Source organism: Microcoleus sp. PH2017_35_SFW_U_B (genome assembly GCF_020737865.1).
In the GTDB taxonomy this organism is placed as follows: Bacteria; Cyanobacteriota; Cyanobacteriia; order Cyanobacteriales; family Microcoleaceae; genus Microcoleus.
The window spans coordinates 46,920-68,375 of record NZ_JAEQDE010000035.1; the positions used below are offsets into that span (position 1 = coordinate 46,920).

At 46.9% G+C, this 21,456-nt stretch carries 19 protein-coding genes; 10 read left to right on the top strand and 9 right to left on the bottom strand.

The annotated features are described in order from the left end of the window. The first annotated feature begins 296 nt into the window (after nt 1–296). Together JGK36_RS09470 and JGK36_RS09475 are read left to right on the top strand one after the other, a co-directional pair. On the top strand, nt 297–1,859 hold the full coding sequence (locus JGK36_RS09470; RefSeq protein WP_293189791.1) for a DUF1800 domain-containing protein: 1,563 nt from the start codon (nt 297–299) through the stop codon (nt 1,857–1,859). 428 nt (nt 1,860–2,287) lie between these two features. Further along, nucleotides 2,288–3,526 carry a DUF1501 domain-containing protein gene (locus tag JGK36_RS09475; protein ID WP_293197539.1) on the top strand — a complete coding sequence of 413 codons (1,239 nt, stop codon included), beginning with the start codon at nt 2,288–2,290 and terminating at the stop codon, nt 3,524–3,526. A gap of 377 nt (nt 3,527–3,903) precedes the next feature. Here JGK36_RS09475 and lspA read toward each other — a convergent pair whose 3' ends face one another. Together lspA and JGK36_RS09485 are read right to left on the bottom strand one after the other, a co-directional pair. Continuing rightward, nucleotides 3,904–4,413, bottom strand: a complete 510-nt coding sequence (gene lspA, locus JGK36_RS09480; protein ID WP_293175629.1) for a signal peptidase II — start codon at nt 4,411–4,413, stop codon at nt 3,904–3,906. A gap of 192 nt (nt 4,414–4,605) precedes the next feature. Further along, nucleotides 4,606–5,184 (bottom strand): biotin transporter BioY, encoded by a 579-nt coding sequence (locus JGK36_RS09485; RefSeq protein WP_293175627.1) that lies wholly within the window; start codon nt 5,182–5,184, stop codon nt 4,606–4,608. A gap of 364 nt (nt 5,185–5,548) precedes the next feature. Here JGK36_RS09485 and pstS point away from each other — a divergent pair, with 364 nt between their 5' ends. The 4 genes from pstS (at nt 5,549) to pstB (ending at nt 9,804) form a co-directional block, all read left to right on the top strand. Continuing rightward, nucleotides 5,549–6,733, top strand: coding sequence for a phosphate ABC transporter substrate-binding protein PstS (gene pstS, locus JGK36_RS09490; RefSeq protein WP_293197541.1), 1,185 nt, complete (start codon nt 5,549–5,551; stop codon nt 6,731–6,733). 284 nt (nt 6,734–7,017) lie between these two features. Continuing rightward, nucleotides 7,018–7,974, top strand: coding sequence for a phosphate ABC transporter permease subunit PstC (pstC, locus tag JGK36_RS09495; protein WP_293175623.1), 957 nt, complete (start codon nt 7,018–7,020; stop codon nt 7,972–7,974). Nucleotides 7,975–8,006: 32 nt separating this feature from the next. Then, complete coding sequence (pstA, locus tag JGK36_RS09500; protein WP_293189794.1) at nt 8,007–8,900, top strand: phosphate ABC transporter permease PstA; 894 nt, start codon at nt 8,007–8,009, stop codon at nt 8,898–8,900. A 109-nt stretch (nt 8,901–9,009) separates the two neighbouring features. Then, entirely contained in the window at nt 9,010–9,804 is a 795-nt protein-coding gene (gene pstB, locus JGK36_RS09505) for a phosphate ABC transporter ATP-binding protein PstB (protein WP_293189816.1), read from the top strand. 631 nt (nt 9,805–10,435) lie between these two features. Here pstB and JGK36_RS09510 read toward each other — a convergent pair. Beyond that, a complete protein-coding gene (locus JGK36_RS09510; RefSeq protein WP_293175619.1) occupies nt 10,436–10,606 on the bottom strand; it encodes an NblA/ycf18 family protein in 171 nt (56 codons plus the stop codon). A gap of 234 nt (nt 10,607–10,840) precedes the next feature. Here JGK36_RS09510 and JGK36_RS09515 point away from each other — a divergent pair, with 234 nt between their 5' ends. Continuing rightward, nucleotides 10,841–11,437 (top strand): phycobiliprotein lyase, encoded by a 597-nt coding sequence (locus JGK36_RS09515; protein ID WP_293175617.1) that lies wholly within the window; start codon nt 10,841–10,843, stop codon nt 11,435–11,437. Between the two features lie 213 nt (nt 11,438–11,650). After that, nucleotides 11,651–12,406, top strand: a complete 756-nt coding sequence (locus JGK36_RS09520; protein ID WP_293175615.1) for a phycobilisome rod-core linker polypeptide — start codon at nt 11,651–11,653, stop codon at nt 12,404–12,406. A 355-nt stretch (nt 12,407–12,761) separates the two neighbouring features. Here JGK36_RS09520 and JGK36_RS09525 read toward each other — a convergent pair whose 3' ends face one another. The 4 genes from JGK36_RS09525 to JGK36_RS09540 all read right to left on the bottom strand — a co-directional run bounded on the left by JGK36_RS09525 (nt 12,762) and on the right by JGK36_RS09540 (nt 16,491). Continuing rightward, nucleotides 12,762–13,727, bottom strand: a complete 966-nt coding sequence (locus JGK36_RS09525) for an RluA family pseudouridine synthase (RefSeq protein WP_293197543.1) — start codon at nt 13,725–13,727, stop codon at nt 12,762–12,764. Between the two features lie 368 nt (nt 13,728–14,095). Continuing rightward, complete coding sequence (locus JGK36_RS09530) at nt 14,096–15,538, bottom strand: ATP-dependent DNA helicase RecQ (protein WP_293197545.1); 1,443 nt, start codon at nt 15,536–15,538, stop codon at nt 14,096–14,098. Nucleotides 15,539–15,574: 36 nt separating this feature from the next. After that, on the bottom strand, nt 15,575–15,940 hold the full coding sequence (locus JGK36_RS09535; RefSeq protein WP_293175609.1) for a DUF4087 domain-containing protein: 366 nt from the start codon (nt 15,938–15,940) through the stop codon (nt 15,575–15,577). A gap of 170 nt (nt 15,941–16,110) precedes the next feature. Further along, a complete protein-coding gene (locus tag JGK36_RS09540; RefSeq protein ID WP_293175607.1) occupies nt 16,111–16,491 on the bottom strand; it encodes a hypothetical protein in 381 nt (126 codons plus the stop codon). 291 nt (nt 16,492–16,782) lie between these two features. Between JGK36_RS09540 and JGK36_RS09545 the strand changes: the two genes are divergently transcribed. Next, nucleotides 16,783–17,403, top strand: coding sequence for a M23 family metallopeptidase (locus JGK36_RS09545; protein ID WP_293175605.1), 621 nt, complete (start codon nt 16,783–16,785; stop codon nt 17,401–17,403). Nucleotides 17,404–17,783: 380 nt separating this feature from the next. Here the strand turns inward: JGK36_RS09545 and ftsH are convergent, their stop codons facing one another. Then, entirely contained in the window at nt 17,784–19,727 is a 1,944-nt protein-coding gene (ftsH, locus tag JGK36_RS09550; protein ID WP_293197547.1) for an ATP-dependent zinc metalloprotease FtsH, read from the bottom strand. A 658-nt stretch (nt 19,728–20,385) separates the two neighbouring features. On the opposite strand from ftsH, the gene JGK36_RS09555 reads away from it, so the two are divergent. Continuing rightward, a complete protein-coding gene (locus tag JGK36_RS09555) occupies nt 20,386–20,931 on the top strand; it encodes an NADPH-dependent FMN reductase (protein ID WP_293175601.1) in 546 nt (181 codons plus the stop codon). A gap of 46 nt (nt 20,932–20,977) precedes the next feature. Here the strand turns inward: JGK36_RS09555 and JGK36_RS09560 are convergent, their stop codons facing one another. Then, entirely contained in the window at nt 20,978–21,208 is a 231-nt protein-coding gene (locus JGK36_RS09560) for a hypothetical protein (protein WP_293175599.1), read from the bottom strand. Nucleotides 21,209–21,456: the final 248 nt, after the last annotated feature.

Sequence of the window (21,456 nt, forward strand, 5' to 3'; positions counted from 1 at the left end):
CTAATTTTATGCTATGGACTGACCGCCGGACAGCGATCGCCTGCGGAGATACGGATAATAAATTTGTGTCATCCGCGTATCCATGTTGGGCGTTGATGACTAACAACCGTAGGAGTTACGCACTCGCCCACAAAGAAACCGGGTTTTTTTAACTCTTATTGAGAGTTTTAAGCAAGTATTGGTTAAAAAATCCGGTTTTCCATCGCCAGTGCCGAAATCCTAAACTATTGAACCTTTTTGCCGCCCAACCAGTCTAAGGCATACAGAATTAACCAATAGTTCCCCCAGCAGCTACTATGAAACTGAAACTCAAACATGGGGCATTATTTCTCTACTTGTGGCTGTGCCCGATCGCCTCCAGCAGCGCCGCCAGTCCCCCCGACAATTCCAAAATTCTGCATCTCCTCAACCGCATTAGTTTTGGCCCGCGATTGGGCGATATCGAAAAAGTGCGATCGCACGGCACAGAAAATTACATCCAACAGCAACTCTCCCCAGAAACCATCCCCGAACCTCAGAACCTTACCTCTCGCATCAACAGGTTAGAAACCCTGCAAAAAACACCAGCAGAACTCTTTGTCGAATACGGTGTCCGCCGATCGCAAAACGGTCAAAAACCAACACCAGAAGCAATCAGAGCCGCCAGCATCAAGGCTCGGATAATTCTCCAAGAAGCAGTTAAAGCTCGTTTATTGCGATCGGCAGAAAGTCCCCGCCAATTGCAAGAAGTTATGGTGGATTTTTGGTACAATCACTTTAATGTTTACTCAGATAAAGGATTAAATAAACTCTGGGTAGGAGCCTACGAACAAGAAGCAATTAGACCCTACGCTCTGGGAAAATTCCGGGACTTGCTAGGTGCAACTTCCCGTCATCCTGCCATGTTGTATTATTTAGATAATTGGCAAAATACCGATCCAAAAAGTATCGGAGCCAAAGGCGGATTTCGGGGATTAAATGAGAATTATGCGCGGGAGTTAATGGAGCTGCATACCTTAGGCGTCAATGGGGGTTATACGCAACAAGATGTTATCGCATTAGCTCGCATTTTTACAGGCTGGGGATTTGGGCCGCGACCATCTGAAAAGGACGGTTACAGCTTTTATTTTGATGCCAAACGCCATGATTTTAGCGATAAAATATTTCTCGGGAAAACTATCAAAGGTTCGGGCGAAACCGAGGGAAAACAAGCTTTAACTATTTTAGCCAAAAGCCCAGCCACAGCCAAACACGTCAGTTATAAATTAGCTCAATATTTTGTGGCTGACAGCCCGCCAAATGCGTTAGTCGATCGCCTCAGCCAGCGCTTTCTCGAAACTGATGGAGATATCCGCGAAGTCTTAAATACTTTGTTCCGCAGCCGAGAATTCTGGGATAAAAAAAATTACAGCGCTAAGTTTAAAACTCCCTACCAATACGTTATATCGGCGGTGCGATCGACAAATAAGACAGTAGAAAATTTTCAACCGCTGTACACAACTTTGCTACAGCTAGGAATGGCACCTTACGGCTGCCCAACTCCCGACGGTTACAAGAATACTCAAGATGCTTGGCTGAATCCAGATGCGATCGCCCGTCGGTTGAGTTTTGTCACGGCTTTGGCCACCAATCCCTTGTATTTAAACTCTCCTCCCGCTGACAACAATCAGTCGGGATGGATGTTACCTGCGATCGCAACTCCTTCTAACTCCTCTTTGCCAATGGGCCCGAGAAATAGCAACCAGTTAATAGATCCGTCGCAGTTAGCTAATATTTTGGGGAATGATTTCTCGGCGAATACCAAAAGTGCGATCGCCTCCAGTCCGGCTAATTTACGCCCCGCTTTGATTTTGGGCAGTCCAGAATTTATGCGCCGATAAAAGAAGGAAGAAGGAAGAAGGAAGAAGGAAGAAGGAAGAAGGAAGAGGGAAGAAGGAAGAAGGAAGAAGGAAGGGAGCATCTCAGTTTTGCATTTATAGTGCTGTCGAGAACTCGCGTGGGTGTATAAGCACGCGAGCGGGGACAGCACTACAATAAAAAATGCTTCTTGTAAAACTGAGATGCTCCCAGAGGGAAGAGCGTTAGCACTTTAACTTCCAATTACCAATTCCCAATTACCAATTCCCAATTACCAATTACCAATTACCAATTCCCAATTACCAATTCCCAATTACCAATTCCCAATTACCAATTACCAATTACCAATTCCCAATTACCAATTACCAATTACCAATTACCCATTACCCATTACCCATTACCCATTACCCATTACCCATTACCCATTACCCATTACCCATTACCCATTACCATGAACAGACGCCAATTTTTAATCCAAACCGGATTGCTTTCAACTTCGACAATTATGTCTGTCGGACTCCACGGTTTAGCCGTGAAAGCCGCCGCACCCAAGAACAGCAAACGATTAATTGTCATCTTTTTGCGCGGCGCAGTCGATGGCTTAAACGTAATTGTTCCCTACCAAGAAGCGAATTACTATCAATCTCGACCCAAAATAGCTATCCCAAAACCGGGGCTGCAAGGCGGTGCGATCGACCTTGACGGCCGTTTTGGACTCCACCCCGCACTCAGCGCGATCGCCCCGCTGTGGCAGCAAGGAACCCTCGCATTTGCCCACGCTTGCGGTTCTCCCGATCCCACCCGATCGCACTTTGAGGCGCAAGACTACATGGAAAGTGGCACTCCCGGCAAAAACAAGACCCCCGACGGCTGGATGAACCGCCTGCTGTCAGTCATATCCGCCAATTCCCCCGTCCAAGCCCTGAATGGTGGCACCTCCACACCCCGCATCCTGTCGGGAAAAATGGCAGTTGCCAGCTTTAGACTAGGTAAAAATGCTGGTCGCCCGATCGCCATTGACAAACCCCAAATCGGTACCGCATTCGATCGACTTTACAGCGATAGCGACCAACTAGGTCAAGCATATCGAGAAAGTCGCGCCGCCCGCCAAACCCTGCTGGCTAACTTGGATGCAGAAATGAAAGCCGCCAATAACGGCGCACCCTTAGCCGATGGTTTCCCGGGCGACGCGACGCAATTGGGGCGGCTGATGGCGAGAGACTCCAGCATTCAGCTAGCTTTCCTCGCCCTCGGAGGCTGGGATACCCACATCAATCAAGGAAGTTCCCAAGGTCAATTAGCCGCAAGATTGCGCCCCCTGGGACAGGGTTTGGCGAATTTGGTGCAGGGATTGGGTGATGTTTACTCCGAAAGTGCGATCGTAGTTATCTCAGAATTCGGCCGCACTGTGCGCGAAAATGGCAACGGCGGCACGGATCACGGACACGGAAATGCGATGTGGCTTTTGGGTGGTAATATTAAGGGCGGCAAAGTTTATGGCGAGTGGCCGGGATTGGATGAAAGTCAGTTGTATCAAAAGCGCGATTTAGCCGTGACGACGGATTTTCGAGATGTAATTGCTACTTTGTTGCAGAGTCATTTACGGCTGGATGGGGAAAAGGTCGATCGAGTTTTTCCCGGTTATAAATCAAATCGAATCGTTGGGTTAGTTTCAACAGTTGACAGTTGACAGTTGACAATTGACAGTTTGATAGCGACCTCTACCCTTAAGTTCGAGGATTGGAATAATGAATAGTCTGATTTTAATTTCTCCCTCAAAGGGAGAGGCTTTCAACCAATTCTTCTGGTAAATGAGTGAGAAAGCCGTAGGGTGCGTCGCCATTCACAATCTCTCAAAAAACATCGACTTTTCGAGTAGCGACACACCTGTGTTATCGCCAGCAGAGTCCAAACAACATTCGTTTGACTGGGTGCATCTGGCGCAAGGCAAATATGTTTGTAGGGGCGAAGCATGACCGCAGTGAATATAAGATTATAACTAATAACTTATATGCGGTCATGCTTCGCCCTCTTCAAAAACCGTACAAAGACTTGAGAAAAATCCTATTACTCTGAAATAGAATCGCTATCATCTCGGTTTCTCGGCGGCGGTGCACCGTGAAAAGTTGCAATCAACAAACAGATAATCCCAGCATTAATAAACACATCGGCCAGATTAAATACCGGGAACCGAATGATCCGAAAATCGATAAAATCTACAACGTGGCCCAAAATAAATCGATCGATCCCGTTACCCAGTGCGCCCCCCAAAATCAAACCGTAGCCAGCTTGTTCCCAGCGGTTAATTCGCGGCCCGAACCAAGCCAAAATCATCAATCCCACACTCACACCCAAAGACAGCCAGCGCAACCAACTCGCCCCACCATTGCTAAACAAACTAAAAGCCGCACCGGTATTAACAACATAAGTGAAGTGAAATATCCCCGGTAACAGCGGCTGAGTCTGCGGAGGAACCGTCAAGTCAAAATTTTGCACCACCCAAAACTTGCTCAGGTGGTCTAAAACTAAACTGATAATAGCAGCTACCCAGAACAAGGGATTTCTTTTAAAACGCATGGATTAGGGAATAAAAGATAGGGCATCGGGCATGGGATAATTCACTCAAATCTCGCGTTTCAGCAGTTTAGCCGATCTTTCCCACCCGCAGCGAGATGACTTTCCCGTTGCAGAATGATACTATAACCCAATTTTGCACAATTACCAATGCCCTATGCCCTATGCCCTATGCCCTATGCCCCAATTCCCCAATTAATAAAACATCAAGCGGCGCAAAGTAAATGACAGAAGTGCGATCGCACAAACCACAGCCAATTGGCCTGGCAGAGGATAAACCGAATATTTCAGAATCTCATTCAATAAAGGTGTTTTTTTGCCCGGAATCAGCAAGTAATTAAAAATCAGATAAATTAAGCCGATCGCGTGAACTGTAAATAAACCGCACAAACAACTAAAAGCGATCGATTCCAACCGCGAAGCAACCTTAAAAGCGACCCAGCCGCACACCCAAGCACCAGGCACGAAACCCAACAAATACCCAAAACTCGCTTCTTTAATGTAGCCGATGCCGCCACCTTGAGCAAAAACTGGCCACAAAGTCAATCCTAATACCAAATAGGCAATTTGCGAGAGAGCCGCCGCATTTTTGCCACCCATGCAGCCTACTAGCAATACTGCTCCAATTTGATAGGTAACACCTAAAGAGTACGCCTGAAGTCCGCGATCGTCCCAAAACCCGATCGGCATTGTCACAGATGCAGGCAAAAAAGTGCCTCCTATCGTTAGGAGCAAACCAATAACAGCCCAGATTAATTCGATAGGAGCAGGCATGATCGTCAAACGGTGTTCGTCAGAAGGTATTCCTCAGATGCCAGCTTCAACGCTAGCAGCATTTAAGTTCTCAATACTAGCACCTTGTCAAAACAACCACCATTGTAGGGTTTTATGGTTCTCAAGTCTGGATGTGCCGATCGCCTAATGTGGAATTGTTCGCGATCGCGCGATCGCATCCTTGTTTCTCTACTAATTTATTTGGCATATATCTAAAAAAATCACACTTGTCAAGCTCATGAATGAATTTAATCTTGGTTAACATTAGATTAAGATAAAATGTAAAGATTTTTAACCTAAGCTTTACTTTCGCGCGATATGCTAGTGCGCGACACCCGTATAACGATCGCAAATTTCTATACTTATGATTTTTCGTATCAACTTGATAAATCCGAATCGTGTTACCACAGCAATTTCTGCTATGGCGATCGCCCTCAGCTTAGCAGCTTGCGGCGGCGGCAGCACAACCACCAGCAGCAGCCCCAGCCCCGGCAGCGACACCGCAGCAACCCCCGGCGCTGCCCCCGTTGCAGCAGCAACCAACACCAAACTCGCCCTCGCCTCAGACGTAGCAATCACAGCAGCAGGCGCATCATTCCCCGCACCTCTATACCAGCGTTGGTTTCAAGACTTCAACAAAATCAACCCCAAAGTACAAATTAACTATCAATCAGTAGGTAGCGGCGCCGGAATCGAACAATTCACCAAAGGCACAGTAGACTTTGGCGCTAGCGACACCGCCATGAAAGACGACGAAATCGCCAAAGTTCCAGCAGACAAAGGCGTGATTTTGTTGCCCATGACAGCCGGCAGCATCGTTATCGGCTACAACCTGCCAGACGTACCCGAACTCAAACTGCCACGGGATGTTTACACAGAAATCTTCCAAGGTAAAATTACCAAGTGGAACGACCCCAAAATTGCCGCAGCCAATCCAGGCGCTAAATTGCCAGACCAAGCCATCACCGTCATCCACCGTTCCGACGGTAGCGGTACAACAGCCGTCTTCACCAAACACCTGAGTGCCATCAGCCCTGACTGGAAAACCGCAGTAGGTGACGGCAAAACAGTAGAGTGGCCCAAAACAGGTACTTTTATTGGTGCAAAAGGCAACGAAGGCATCACAGCCCAAATCCTGCAAACCGCAGGCAGCGTCGGCTACATAGAATACGGCTATGCCAAAAACAACAACGTCAAATTTGCATCTTTGCAAAACAAAGCAGGCACCTTTGTCACACCTACCGACGACTCAGCTTCTAAAGCTCTAGCAACAGTGCCCCTGCCGGAAAACCTGCGAGCATTTATCGAAGACCCAGAAGGCGCTGAATCCTATCCAATTGTCACCTACACTTGGATGCTCGTCCCCAAAAAAGTTGCTGACCCCAACAAAGCTAAAACCATCGAGGCAATGGTTGAATACGGCTTAAATGAAGGTCAAAAAGTTAGTTCTGAATTGGGCTACGTTCCTTTGCCTGCAAGTGTTAAAGAAAAAGTAGCCGCGGCGGCCGACGGCATCAGCGCCGACTACAAAATTGAAGTTGCCAAATAGCGATTGAAGGAAGAAAGAAGAGAGATATTTCTGTAGGGGCGGATTCACCAACAATAATTGCCTAAAACCAATAATCTCGTAAACCCGCCCCCACCCAAAGGTAAATCGCAATCTACGTCTTTCAAAATCAAAGCGGCGGGCTTCACCAGAAATATTTGTTGAAAAGTCACGGGATTAATCAACCCGCCCCTTTGATTTTTTTATTCTTTTTCTTTCTGCTTTCTTCCAGCTAGCTTTTTCTTAAAATTAATCTTTCTCACTACTATTATTTGGGTTTTTTGTTTATGGTTTCAGATAATAATAGCCCTCAATTAGAGAGTCGATCGCGCTCAAGAGCAGAAAAGTCGTTAGACCAAGCCTTTATCTGGCTGACGCGCATTTTGGGCATCGGAGTGGGTGTAATCTTGCTGGTAATCGCCGTGACGGTTGCTTATAGAGCGTTACCTGCGATTCAACAGTACGGTTTGGGATTTCTATTTAGCAGTAGCTGGAATCCGGTTAAAGAAGAGTACGGCGCGCTGCCGATGATTTATGGGACGATCGTCAGTTCGGCGATCGCGCTCCTAATTGCGGTACCATTAGGAGTAGGGACTGCAATCTTCCTGAGCGAAGATTTTTTGCCGCTCCCAGTACGCACAGCTTTAGTTTTTTTAGTAGAACTTTTAGCCGCCATTCCCAGCGTAGTCTACGGTTTGTGGGGAATTGCTGTATTGATTCCCATACTTACCAGCATCGGAAAGTTTCTCAACGGTAACTTTGGATGGCTGCCGATTTTTAGCACTCCGCCAGTTGGCCCGGGAATGTTACCTGCCGGAGTAATCTTGGGAATCATGACTTTGCCCATTATTACTGCTATCTCCCGCGACTCTTTAGCCAGTCTCCCGCCCGAATTGCGACAAGCATCTCTAGGTTTGGGAGCAACTCGCTGGACAACAATTTTTAGAGTGCTAGTACCCGCAGCTTTTTCCGGGATTGTCGGCGGAATCATGCTCGGCCTGGGCCGCGCGATGGGAGAAACAATGGCAGCCACCCTGTTAATTGGCAATTCCAATCAGTTAAGTGCTTCAGTGCTAGCTCCTGCAAATACTATTGCTTCTTTGATGGCAAATCAATTTGCCGAAGCTTCCGGCTTGCAAGTGTCTGCTCTGATGTACACGGGACTAATTCTGTTTATCATGACGCTGATTGTTAATGTTTTGGCAGAGTGGATTGTTTCTCAAGTAAGAGCCAAGTACAACTAGAAGTTTGCCACAATTTCCTAATAGCTTTATTTATGTCAAATCCCGTCCCTGACGAGAATTCTTTAGAACAGAAAGTAGGCAGTTTAAAGAAGGTCAAAAATAGCCCTAGAACTCTGTTAAATCTGGCGATGACCGGAATAGCTGGAGCTTGTATGGCTATCACTCTGCTGCCTTTGTTTGCAGTCCTTTCCTACGTAACCATACAGGGTTTTAACCGCCTAAATTTAGACTTATTTACCAAATTGCCACCCCCGCCTGGACTGTCGGGAGGCGGTATCGCTAACGCAATTATCGGTACATTAATGACCGTAGGAATTGCCTCTCTAATTGCTGTTCCTTTTGGCGTATTGGCCGCCGTTTATTTGTCAGAGTTCAGCAGCGGCGAAGTCGCTCGCTGGGTGCGCTTTGCAACTAATGTCCTCAGCGGAGTTCCATCGATTATTGCAGGTGTATTTGCCTACGGTTTGTTCGTGGTAAATATGGGAGGTTTTTCGGCAATTGCAGGAGGCGCGGCGCTGGCTGTGCTGATGTTACCGACGATTGTGCGGACTACTGACGAAGCTCTACAAATTGTCCCGCAGGATATCAGATGGGCGTCGGTTGGTGTGGGTGCTTCTAATTATCAAACAGTGTTGCAGGTGGTTTTACCTGCGGCAATTCCGGCTATTTTAACTGGTGTGACTTTGGCGGTTGCTCGCGCTGCTGGTGAAACTGCTCCTTTGATTTTCACGGCGCTGAATTCGCCTTTTTGGCCGGCTGGATTTGATAAGCCAACTCCGAGTCTTTCGGTTTTGGTTTACAACTTTGCAACGGTTCCTTTTAAGGCACAGAAAGAATTGGCTTGGGCTGCTTCTTTGATTTTGGTGTTGATGGTTTTGCTGACGAGTATTCTGTCTCGTTGGGCTACTCGCCAAAAGGTTTATTGAAGTCATTAGTTATTTGTTATTTGTCATTCGTTGGGGGTGGCCAAGAACCAATAACCAATCACCAATAACATTTTCATTTGTAAAATTCGATTGGAGTATTAAGTGTATGATGAATCTGGCAAATAAGACTGAAACTGTTTTACGTACTGAGAATATCAATATTTTTTACGGCGCTTTTCACGCGGTAAAAAATGTTTGCATGGAGATTCCCAAAAATCAGATTACTGCTTTAATTGGGCCGTCTGGCTGCGGTAAAAGTACAATTCTGCGATGTTTTAACCGCCTCAATGATTTGGTTAACGGTTTTCGTTTAGAAGGCCGAATTGATTATCACGGTCAAAATCTTTACGATCCTGATATTGATGCTGTGGAGGTGCGCCGCAAGATTGGGATGGTGTTTCAAAAGCCGAATCCTTTCCCGAAGTCGATTTATGACAATATTGCTTACGGTGCGAGGGTGAATAACTATAAGGGAGATATGGATGAGTTGGTGGAAAAGTCGCTCAAACAAGCTTATTTGTGGGATGAGGTAAAGGATAAGCTGAAGCAAAGCGGTTTTTCGCTTTCGGGTGGCCAGCAGCAGCGTTTGTGTATTGCTCGGGCGATCGCAATTAATCCTGATGTAGTATTGATGGATGAACCTTGCGCTTCCCTTGACCCGATTTCGACGATTAAGATTGAGGAGTTGATGCGGGAACTCAAGGAGAAGTATACGATTGTAATCGTGACTCACAATATGCAGCAGGCTACTCGGGTTTCTGACTTGACTGCTTTTTTCAATGCTAAACTTTCTGACGATGGGAAGCGGTTTGGCTATCTTGTGGAGTGCGACAGGACTGAGGTGATTTTCCAAAATCCGAAGGAAGAGTCTACTATGGATTATGTCAGCGGCCGTTTTGGTTGATTTGCCGGAGTCTCCAACAGGTTGAAACAATCGCCCTACACGAACGACGACAATCAAATTGGTTCGTAGTGAGGACTTTAGTCCTCATCCGTCACAGGACTAAAGTCCTTACTACGAACCAATTCAGACTTGACACTCCTCGGCAGACAGGCACGAGGATTCTTAAGACATTTCGATCTTAATATCCCGCGCAAGCGTGGGTTCTTGGGCGCAATCCTTTTGCCTTAAAAGGTGGGCTGCTATCCTTGTCTTACAACAAGCTCCTCAAGCGTTTAGGGATTTAAAATCCCTGGTTTCACGTCCTGGCCCGCGTACCATTTCTAAAACTTGATCTTTAGTTGTTTGTGATTGACTTTAATTACGATTTTTCCTGGCTTTGCAGCGAGATACTTAATCCTTAAAATCTAATTTTAGACTAGAATTGATTGCCCCCAAAGTCAATACTATGTTACATTACTTAATTATGGAAAAAGCCGGCCACTGAAGAAAGGGTTTTAAACCCAATTTCTTGATAACTGAAGAATCCCGGTTTCTTGGAGGAGCCGAGATTCTTGGTTTTTATGTTTAAAAGCTCGATCGTACTTTTTGCAGATACAAGTAGCTGATTTTGTTGAAGAAGTTCTCGAAAAGCTCACATCTTCTTCATCCAATACTTTAACAGGTTTTCTTTGACCATGTTTTGTCGCATCACTTCTAGCAAGTATTCCTGAGCTTGGTCTTGACTCAATGTTTTGACTTGTTCGCGCAGCAGTTGCAATTTAAACTGCTGTTCCATGCTGAGGCTGGTTGTAGGCATATCCATAAAATCGCTCCTCCAGTTTGTTACGTGAGATCGATGCGAGATAGATCGGAATGACGTTCCGCAGGCTTTGTTGTGTTCCCTCTATTGTAAACTATCATAACATCTGCTTGACAATATGTCCAAAGTACACATTTTGAAACTAATTTGTGTCGCAAAAGTACATCTAAGTGGGGGGAGCTTTATCATAAAACAGGGATAAAAACCGGGAAGCCTAAGCCAAAGGAGCTATTTTGTATGGATGCAATGGAGTTTTTTCAGAGCAGTGCTGGGGAGTGGCGATCGCAGCGCAGCACTCACCATCTGGCTTTTCGCCAAGCGGAGATTGGAGATTCAAATATTCAAGTAACGGCGCTGGGTGCGGATGACGATCGAGTGGCTGAGATTTGCCAGATGCACGAAGTCGATCCGAGTCGGGCTGCTGGGGGAGCGTTTGTGACTTGGCACGGCACTATGGCGTGGGATAAGGATGATGAGAATCATAAGGGGTCTACCGTATTCGCGATCGTCCCCGATCCTGAAAATCCGCGGCAGGGTTTGATGTTGCGGGAACGGGGCTACGCGGAAATTGTGCCGGTGGCTGGCCGTTTTGAGATGGATGATGAAGATGCGCTGTTGCTGATTACCGAATACGAGACCATGAGTTCGATCGAGCGTTTTTGGTTTGCGACTCCGAACGTGCGGATGCGGACAAGTGCGGTAAAGCGCTTTGGCGGTTTCAGCACATCGACTTTTTGTACGGAAGTTCGAGTGGAACCAGACTCCGATGCAGCTAAGCCAGCAGCAGAGGATCAAGCCCCTCCCAGCCAGTTTTACTCGGCTCTGGGCTGGTAATTTATTTTGCTGCCCACTGCCCACTGCCCACTGCCCACTGCCCACTGCCCACTGCCCACTGACAACAAATGTTACAGATTGTTGCAAAAATTCAGGAAAATCGGATTTAGATTGCGGGAATCCCCTAATCTGTATGTTGGTTAGTTGTATCCGTTATGCTGGCAGCTCGCGGTGTCAACTATTTCTGAAATTTGAGATAACGGAGATTTTAACGTGGCGCTTCCTTTATTAAGCTACGCCCCCAAGAGTCAAAACCAGCGCGTTGCTGGTTATGAAGTAGGGGGCGACGAGCAGCCCAGAGTTTTCACAACTGAAAATGTGCTCTCGTCCGGGGACATGGAAAATTTGATTTGGGCTGGATATCGTCAGATTTACAGCGAACACCAAATCCTCAAGAGCAACCGCCAAAAGTCTTTGGAGTCGCAACTCAAGTTCGGCCAAATTACTGTGCGGGATTTCATTCGCGGTTTGGCGACTTCGGGGCCTTTCTTGGAACGGAATTACCAAACTAACAGCAACTACCGGTTTGTGGAAATGTGCGTGCAGCGCGTTTTGGGCCGGGATGTTTACAGCGATCGCGAAAAGATTGCTTGGTCGATCGTAGTTGCAACCAAGGGGCCTCAAGGGTTTATTGACGAATTGGTCAATAGCGATGAGTACCTCGACAACTTCGGCTACGATACAATTCCTTACCAAAAACGCCGAATTTTGCCTCAGCGTGTTGGAGGGGAAACTCCTTTCAATTTGAAGACACCTCGCTACAACGAGTACCACCGCTCGCAGCTTGGCTTCCCGCAAATCATTTGGCAGAGTACAGTTCGCCGTTTTGTTCCTCAAGAACAGCAAGCGAAGGCTGGCGATCCGTCGAACTATTTGAATATGGCTCGGAATATGTCCATGCCTGCTACTCCGCCGCAGCGCGTATCTCTGGCTAATATCAATATTGCCACGATGGTTCCTCGCCGCTAATTGATACTGCTTGGTACTATTGTTTGTGTCGGGCTATGGATTTAATCGATCAGTTTTTAGGCTGAGAGAGTTTTGAGTCTTGAGTTTTGAGGTTTGAGTTTTTTATTAAACTCGGAATCCAAAACTCAGGACTCATAATTTTTTGTCCGTGGTTAGTAGTTAGTAGTTAGTGGTTAGTAGTTAGTGGTTAGTGGTTAGTAGTTAGTGGTTAGTGGTTAGTGGTTAGTGGTTAGTGGTTAGTGGTTAGTAGTGCTGTCCCCGCTCGCAAACAGTAGTAGTGCTGTCCCCGCTCGCGAACAGTAGTTAGTAGTCATCAATTCCCAATTATTAATTCCCCATACTCAGTTACCAATTATCAAATATGAGCTCGCAGGCGCAATATTTTTAGCAGAGTGTTGAATTGATCGGGTAAAGGCGCGATCGCCTCAATCAACTCTCCGGTTAACGGATGCTGCAATTGCAGGCGCCATGCGTGGAGGGCTTGTCCGGTTAAATTTACGCCGATGGAACGGTTGGAACTGTACATGGGGTCGCCGACTATGGGATGTTTAATTTCGGCTGTGTGGACGCGAATTTGATGGGTGCGGCCTGTTTCTAATTGATAGTGCATTAAGCAATAGTTGCCGATTCTTTCTTTGATTGTCCAGTGAGTAACGGAGGGGCGGCCGCCTTTTTGTTCTGGTACTACTGCCATTTTTTTGCGGTCTGTGGGATGCCGGCCGATGGGTAGGTCTATTGTACCTGTTTCGGCGTTAGGAACTCCGTAAACTACGCCTAAATATTCCCGGCGGGCGGTTTTGGTTTTGAGTTGGGCTTGCAGGTTTTGGTGGGCGATGTCGGTTTTGGCGATCGCGATCGCACCTGTTGTATCTTTGTCTAATCTGTGGACGATTCCGGGGCGTTGAACGCCGCCGATTTCTGCGAGGGGACAGTGGGCTAACAGGGCGTTGACTAAGGTACCGTCTAGATGTCCGGCGGCTGGATGGACGACTAATCCGGCTGGTTTGTTGATGATTATTAGGCTGTCGTCTTCGTAGAGGATGTCGAGGGGAATTGCTTGGGGTTCTAATTTTGTGGGCTGGGCTTCGGGTAAAGTGATGTGGATGCGATCGCCCGTTTTGACTGATATTTTTTTCGAGGTGCAGGTTGCGTCGTTGACTTTGACGTTGCCTTGTGATATCAGAGTTTGGATTCGCGATCTCGATAAGTCTGGTATCTGGTTTGACAGCCAAATATCTAATCGCTGAGTGACATTAGTTTGATTAAATTCCTCTGTATTTTCTACTGTATATATCTGTGCCGTAGTCTTTGTTTCTATCATTTAATTTTTACTGTTTTTTGCCTTTATTAAGCAGGAATTGCGTAAAAAGAAGACAGGGCGGTTGAAACCGCGTCTATAAAAACAAAACCCGCCTCCGCGGGTTGAAGACAAAGGCAATTAAAATTACCAGAAAGAATTGGTTGAAAGCCTCTCCCTTTGAGGGAGAAATTAAAATCAGACTATTCATTGCTCCAATCCTCTTCCTTCTAGGTAGAGGTCGCTCTCAAACTGTCAACTGTCAACTGTCAACTGTCAACTGTTGAAGTTATCCTCTCTTAGTCCGCGGAGGCGGACATCGTTTGTATAGCAGCGGTTTCAACCGCCGTCTGCTCTTTATATTCTAACATTTTTTAGTCTAATTGTCAATTTCACCGACAATTATCGCAGTGCCCGCAGCGCATAGATGTAGCTTCCTTGGTAAAGCCAAAAGCTTGCAGCAAAAATTGCCACCTGCACTCCCGATGCTTGAGATATTTTGCCATTTCTTCGGGGGCGGTAAAGTTTTGTTTGACACTTTTTTGTTGTGCGGATTTGTCGATCGCATAATTGAAAGGATCTTCCCATCTTAACTGTCCGCTGCTGTGCAAGATCGAAAGGGCGATCGCACTTTCAGGGAATTCCCGCCCCACAGCATCTGCATCGCCCTTAGCTGGGAGTTGTTTCGCCAACTGCTGGGCTTCTCGAAATTGCGATCGCAATTTGTCTTGAAAAAATTGTGCTCTTTGTTTGTCATCGGGATAAAGCAAACCCGTCGGTTCGCTAATCAACGTCAGGGCGATCGCAGATTTGCCGTCGCGTCCGCCTCTACCTATTTCCTGAATGTATTCCGATAATAGCAAAGGTGCTTGAAAATGAACAACCCAGCGCACATCCGGCTTATTAATTCCCATCCCGAAGGCGCAGCTACAAACAACAAATTTCAGATCGTTATTCAGCCAAGCTGTTTCTATTTTTCGCCGCGATTCTGGACTCAAACCTGCATGATAGGCTGCCGTTTTATAACCCGCATCTTCCAACAAATCCGCCAAGTTTTCGCTATCTTTTCTAGTGCGGACGTAGACTAAACCTGCTTCTTTTGGTCGAGCTTTGATAAAATTTAATAACTGTTGTCTCCGCCCTCTGCGTGTCCAGACAGTTTGCACTTGCAGGTGCAGGTTAGAACGGTACGGACTGAGCAAAAAAGCTTCCGGCTTGTGTAGTTGCAAGACTTTGTTGATTGTTTGCTGCGCTTGGGGGTTGGCGGTGGCGGTGAAAGCTGCGATCGCAATTTTAGTTCCTTCCGGCTTAGATTTTAACAAAGCCGATCGCACTGTACCCAAACGGCGGTAAGCTGGTCGAAAAGTATCGCCCCACTGGACTAAACAGTGAGCTTCATCTAATATTAAACCGTTGATTGGGATGTGCGGCTGACTGATAATTTCCCAAACAGGTTTGCTGAGCAATGTTTCGGGAGATAGGTACAGCAATCTCAACTTATTTTGTTGTAGCGATTGCATAGTTTGTTGGCGTTGCTGTGCTGGTAATTGACTGTGGAGGAGGGCAGCGGGTAAATTGCGATCGCGCAATTCTTGCACTTGATTTTCCATCAGTGCGACTAACGGCGAAATCACCAAAGTTAAGCCTGTTTGTAATAAAGCTGGCAGTTGAAAGCAGATTGATTTGCCACCACCTGTCGGCATAATTATCATTGTATCTTTCCCGGCTAACAAACTGCTGACGATTTCTCCTTGAGGCGGCCGAAAGTCGTCGTATCCCCAGATTTGTTTGAAGGCGGCGCGGGCTTGATTTAATGATGTTGGTTCGTATTTCATTTTACTGAGTTAAAAAAATGTCTAGTTTTGCCACAACTAACGAATTTTTGGTAAATTCGGATCTTGGCGACAAGTCGAGAGTGGTAATTGTTCGCCACCTTGTATCGTGGTAATTCTGATTCGATTTCTATCTGTTACCACATCCAAACAAGCACAACCATATCCATAATTGACATTAGTTTTGACATATTCATCGTCGTTAAAAGGAGGAATATTATCCATTCCTCCGGCTTGATATCCCCCTTGCGCCGAGATAATCCACTGAGCATATTTGTCTTTGAGATACCAATTAGCAGGCGTGGGATTAATCAACCATCCGCACCTGGTTTCAGCCGCTTTCGCAGGAATAACAACGATCGAAAAAGATGAGATAATTGCAGGTATCAACCACTTTAGTTTCATAGCTTTACATTGTAATTTTTGAGCGACAATCATACAGGAATTACCTGCTTCAACAAAAGAAACCGGGTTTTTTAGCGAATCTGCGGGTGACAACGAAATATTGTCGCAAAAACCCGGTTTCTGACTACCTGCGCGTCCAGGAGTGTCCCAAATCCAAAATCTAAAATTGCCTAAGACTCGCCGTCTCGGCGCCCGAGTTCGTACACGCCACCGCCAATACAGGCGATCGTCCCCATAGATACCGCCCAACTGGCACCCAACGACAATTCGACGCCCCAATTGCACAATCCGCCCACAATCAAAAAGGGCAGAATACTCAACAGGGAAGCATAAAAGGCATTTTGAGCTTCTCGGGCTTGGCGGGTTCTCTCAAACTCCGCTTCCGAGGTGTAGAGGGATCTTTCGGCAAAATTCATCCAGCGGTTGAGTTGCAGGATTACCCATTCTGTGATGGGTGAGAGACCCCAATACAGGGCTAAAGACCATAATGACGCACCGGCGATCGCAGTTGCGTCTATGGCAAAACTAAAAGGAAAAATTTCAGTAAGCATTGCTTGATGTGTGTTATAAATTTGAGATTTCAGACGACATCCAAAATCCCCGAACTACTATAGTGTCAAGCAAAAGCTCGATCGAATTCAACCGCAGCCGAAATTCTGAGGCCATTTTTTTTTGCCTTACCCCCGCGTAAATGCCCGGAAGCCTTGACACGGGTTTTGGATGGAGTAAGATACACGTTGTTGATAAACTGATTCGCGAAGGAAGGGTAGATATCAGACGCCATCTTGCAGCGAATTGGCACTCCTCAACGCACACTCGCACACACATTCAACTTGTTCGCCGTGAAAAAAATCCTGCAAGACTCTAGAGGCCCGCTGACGGTAAAACGCTTTTTTCGTTTCAGACAGATGCTGCTGCTGGCACTTTCGATCGGCATTGTGTTGATCAGCCCTTATTTGCAGCAGCAGGTGGTCAAAGCTCAGTCAGGTTTACCAAGCAGAGTAGCGACGGGTAATTTGTGGCAAGAAGCTTCTTTTCCAGTGGAAAGTTTTGAAGCCTATACTTCCCCCTTCGGCCCCCGCGGCGGGGATTTTCATTACGGTTTGGACATGGCGGCCCCGGAAGGCAGCTACATCCGCAATTGGTGGGGGGGTCAAGTTGTGGAAGTTTGGGAAGATGGCAGGTGCGGTACTGGTATGGTAGTGCGATCGGGAAATTGGGATCACATCTACTGTCACCTCAAAGGTAGGGTGCAAACCGCTAACGGCGGGCGTTATTATATCGATCGTGAAGGCGGCCTGCAAATTTGGCAGGGTCAAACTGTGCCGGCCGGTGCGAGAATTGCCAGAGTGGGGATGACAGGGCGCACGAGTGGGCCTCACCTGCATTGGGGATTGAAGTACGGCGGCCGCTGGGTAGATCCGGCTTTGGTACTTCGCGAAATGTATTCCAATCAATCTTAATTAGTCTGGGAATGAGGACTGAAGTCCTCACTACAAACTTGTAATTTTTAGGTTTGTAGTGAGGACTTTAGTCCTAATTCTTCTTAGTTTGTAGTGAGGACTTTAGTCCTAATTCTTCCAAAAAGAAGGACTGAAGTCCTCACTACAAACCTTACTGTAGTGAGGACTTTAGTCTTAATTCTTCCAAAAAGAAGGACTGAAGTCCTCACTACAAACCGGGAGCATCTCAGTTTTGCATTTATAGTGCGAGCGTCCCCGCTCGCGTGCTTGTATACGCACGCGAGCGGGGACGCTCGCACTGTGAAGAAAAAATGCTTCTTGCAAAACTGAGATGCTCCCCTACAAACCTTACTGCAAACATTTAATCACTGCTGACTAATTCACGTTGGGGCTAACTCTTTTTTTGTTGTCAACTCGGTGTATCGATCGACAATTCGGCGAAATTCCTCACCATCGATGGTTTCTTCATCCAACAGCGCTTCCACCAGCTTGTCTACCAAAGCGCGGTTTTCGCGGATAATCCGGCGGGCTTCTTCGTAGCAGTGAATAGCGATTTCTCGGACTTGCCGATCGATCTTCATCGCCATTGCTTCAGAATAATCCGATCGCGAATTCCAGTCTCGGCCCAAAAACACCTCATTGTTCGGACTTTCCAAAGCCACAGGCCCCAAATCCGACATTCCGTAAAGCGTTACCATCTGTCTCGCTAGCTTGCTGACTTCTGTGATATCGCTGCTGGCGCCCAGAGTTACTTCCGCATCGCCGTAAACTTCTGCCTCCGCAGCCCGTCCTCCCAAAGCTACAGTAATCCGGCTTAACAGCCACGCCCGACTCCTCAAACCTTCGCTGTCGAGCATTTCTTCGTCGAGCACGTAGTTGGCAAAGCCTGCGATGCCACCGGAACGGGGAATAATCGTTACTTTTTCTAGGGTGTCGGTATTTTTGAGCATAGTTGATACGAGGGCGTGTCCGATTTCGTGGTATGCTACCAGCCACTTTTTCTTACTGTCGAGCAGCGGATTCAGAGTCAGCCCGATCGTAATTCGGTCGATCGCATCATTAACTTCCAAAGTACCAATCGTGTCTTTGCGTCGCCTCGCTGTCAGAATAGCTGCTTCATTGAGCAAGTTTGCCAAATCAGCGCCGGAAAAGCCTGGAGTGCGACGGGCAATCATGTCTAGGGCAACTTCCTCGTCGAGTTTTTTGTTGCGCGCGTGCACTTCCAAAATCCCCAAACGCCCTTTGTAACTGGGCAAATCTACCGTTACTTGGCGATCGAACCTACCGGGCCGCAGCAAGGCAGTATCGAGCACGTCGGGGCGGTTAGTAGCTGCAATCACAATCACGCCGCTGTTACCCTCAAAGCCGTCCATCTCTGTCAGCAACTGATTGAGAGTTTGTTCGCGTTCGTCATTTCCGCCGCCAATACCAGCACCGCGCTGCCTTCCTACGGCGTCTATTTCATCGATGAAGACGATGCAGGGCGCATTTTCTTTAGCTTTGCGGAACAAGTCGCGGACGCGGGAGGCGCCGACTCCGACGAACATTTCCACAAATTCGGAACCGGAGATGCTGAAGAATGGGACGGCTGCTTCACCTGCGATCGCTTTTGCCAACATGGTTTTACCTGTTCCCGGAGGCCCGATTAACAGAACTCCTCTGGGAATTTTGGCGCCGATGGCGTTGAAGCGTTCGGGTTTTTTCAGGAAAGTGACAACTTCTTGCAGTTCTTCTTTAGCTTCTTCGATTCCTGCTACGTCGTCGAACATCACGCCGGTTTTGGCTTCCATTTGGAAACGGGCTCGGGATTTGCCGAAGTTCATGGCATTTCCTTGCGATTGGGTCGATCGGCGCAGGATAGCCATCAACACTGCCAACACTGCAAAAATTACCAGCAAGTTTACTACTAAACTAACTGCGGCCGCGTTGTCGGCTGTTTGTTTGACTTCAAAGTCGATCTTTTTGGCGCGGATTTGCGAGTAGAGTTCTCGGTTGTTGTAGTCGAAGAGAGTAACAATTTGCGCCTGATCGCTTTTTTGATCTTTTAGCCTAACTTTGGCAGTTCTTTGGATTTCATCTATTTCGACTTTACTGACTTGTCCTTTTTCTATGTTGTCGATGAGTTGGCTGTAACTCATCGTGTTGTTTGGCGCGCTGTCGGCAAACACCGGGGTAGAGAGCAATATTCCTTGAGAAATCACCAAACTACCCAGGATGCGCCAAAGATTTCGTCCTGGAATTGATTTTTTAGGATTCTGCTGGCTCGATTTGTCTTTGTTTTCAGCTAGATGTCCCAGCCATGCGTGTTTCCAAGAATTTTTCATATTACTTTTTGCCCAAGGTGGAATACTGCCAAGATTGACCGCTTGTGGTTTGCTACGTTCGTTTATTTTAACAAGATGCCGGGTGTTCAATGGGTTTATCTGTCGATGACATCTCAATAGGTACCTGAAGATGCAGGATTTTGAACCCACTGCGACTCAGAAACCGGGTTTTTTCGCGGCATCAGGGGCTTTCACCAAGAATTTTGGCAAAAACCCGGTTTCTCTGTCCCTCCACTGAACTTACCAGAAAGAATTCGTTTAAAGCCGGAACCTTGAGCGGGAGAAATTAAAATCCGACTATTCATTACTCCAATCCTCGGACTTCCAGGTAGAGGTCGCTCTTAACTGTCAACTGTCAACTGTCAACTGAATTTACGCACTGCGACTCAGAAACCGGGTTTTTTACCAAATCTGTCGGCTCTCACCAAGAATTTTGGCAAAAACCCGGTTTCTCGGCCCCTCCCACTCTCTGCGACTCAGAAACCGGGTTTTTTACCAAATCTGTGGCTTTCACCAAGAATCTTGGCAAAAACCCGGTTTCTCGGCCACGTCAAATCCCAAATCTAAAATCGATTGACATTTGCCGATCGCACTTGTTAGACTAATCATAGTCGTAATGAGTACGTCTTAGTCAAGCAGTTATTGTTTTTCAACTCCTATGGTAAAGATTGTCGGCATTGGTGGAAGTTTGCGGGCTGGCTCCTACAGCCAGTTAGCGCTGACGGTAGCAGCAGGACGGGCGCAGGCCCTGGGCGCAGAAGTTGAAATATTCGATTTGCGATCGCTCGATCTGCCCTTCTGCGACGGCGAGAATGATTATCACGATTACCCGGATGTGGAAAAGCTGCGGAATGCGGTACGCCAAGCCGACGGTTTAATTTTGGCAACGCCGGAGTATCACGGTAGCGTTAGCGGTGTTCTCAAGAATGCCCTGGATTTGATGAGTTTCGAGCATTTGGACGGGAAAGTTGCGGGTGCAATCAGCGTGTTGGGAGGACAAGTCAACAACAACGCCCTTAACGATTTGCGAACGATTCTGAGATGGGTACACGCTTGGGTAATTCCCGAACAAATTGCGATCGGACAAGCTTGGAAAGCTTTTAGTCCTGATGGTAAATTGTTGGATGAAAAACTGTCTCAAAGGTTCGATGAATTTGCTATGAGTTTGGTAGAAAATACTAAAAAATTGCGAGGAATTTCGTAACACATTTTCCTAACTGTCAACTGTCAACTGTCAACTGTCAACTGAATTAAAATGGCATATCGATCGCATCCCCGAAAGGATGCGGTACGTCGATCGGCATTCTTCCGGGTTTAGACTCATAGTTGTCAATCCACTTTTTGGCCAATTCCAAAGCTTCCTCTTCAGTTTTGGCATTTTGGACGGCGACGTGGCGGTTGCCGCAGCTATCCCAAACTTCGACGTAGAATACTTTCTGGGATTGAAGAATCCAACCTTTATAAGTGTCTGCTGGTTCCATACTTAAAATCGTAAAATAATCCGGCGGGGAGTTGGACTGACGACCTAATTATAAATATTGCACCGTGTAAAATGAATTTTACAGGGGGTTCTATAGTATTTTTGGAAAAAAGTCAGTGTTACGGTTAACCTCGTCATTGACCCCAGCCCAAAGGCATGGGGCTTGAAAGAGGAAGGCTCACCACCTTCACAAATTCAGGACTAAACCAGTGTCTAGCCTACGTCTTTAAGACAAACTGAACTGTCTGG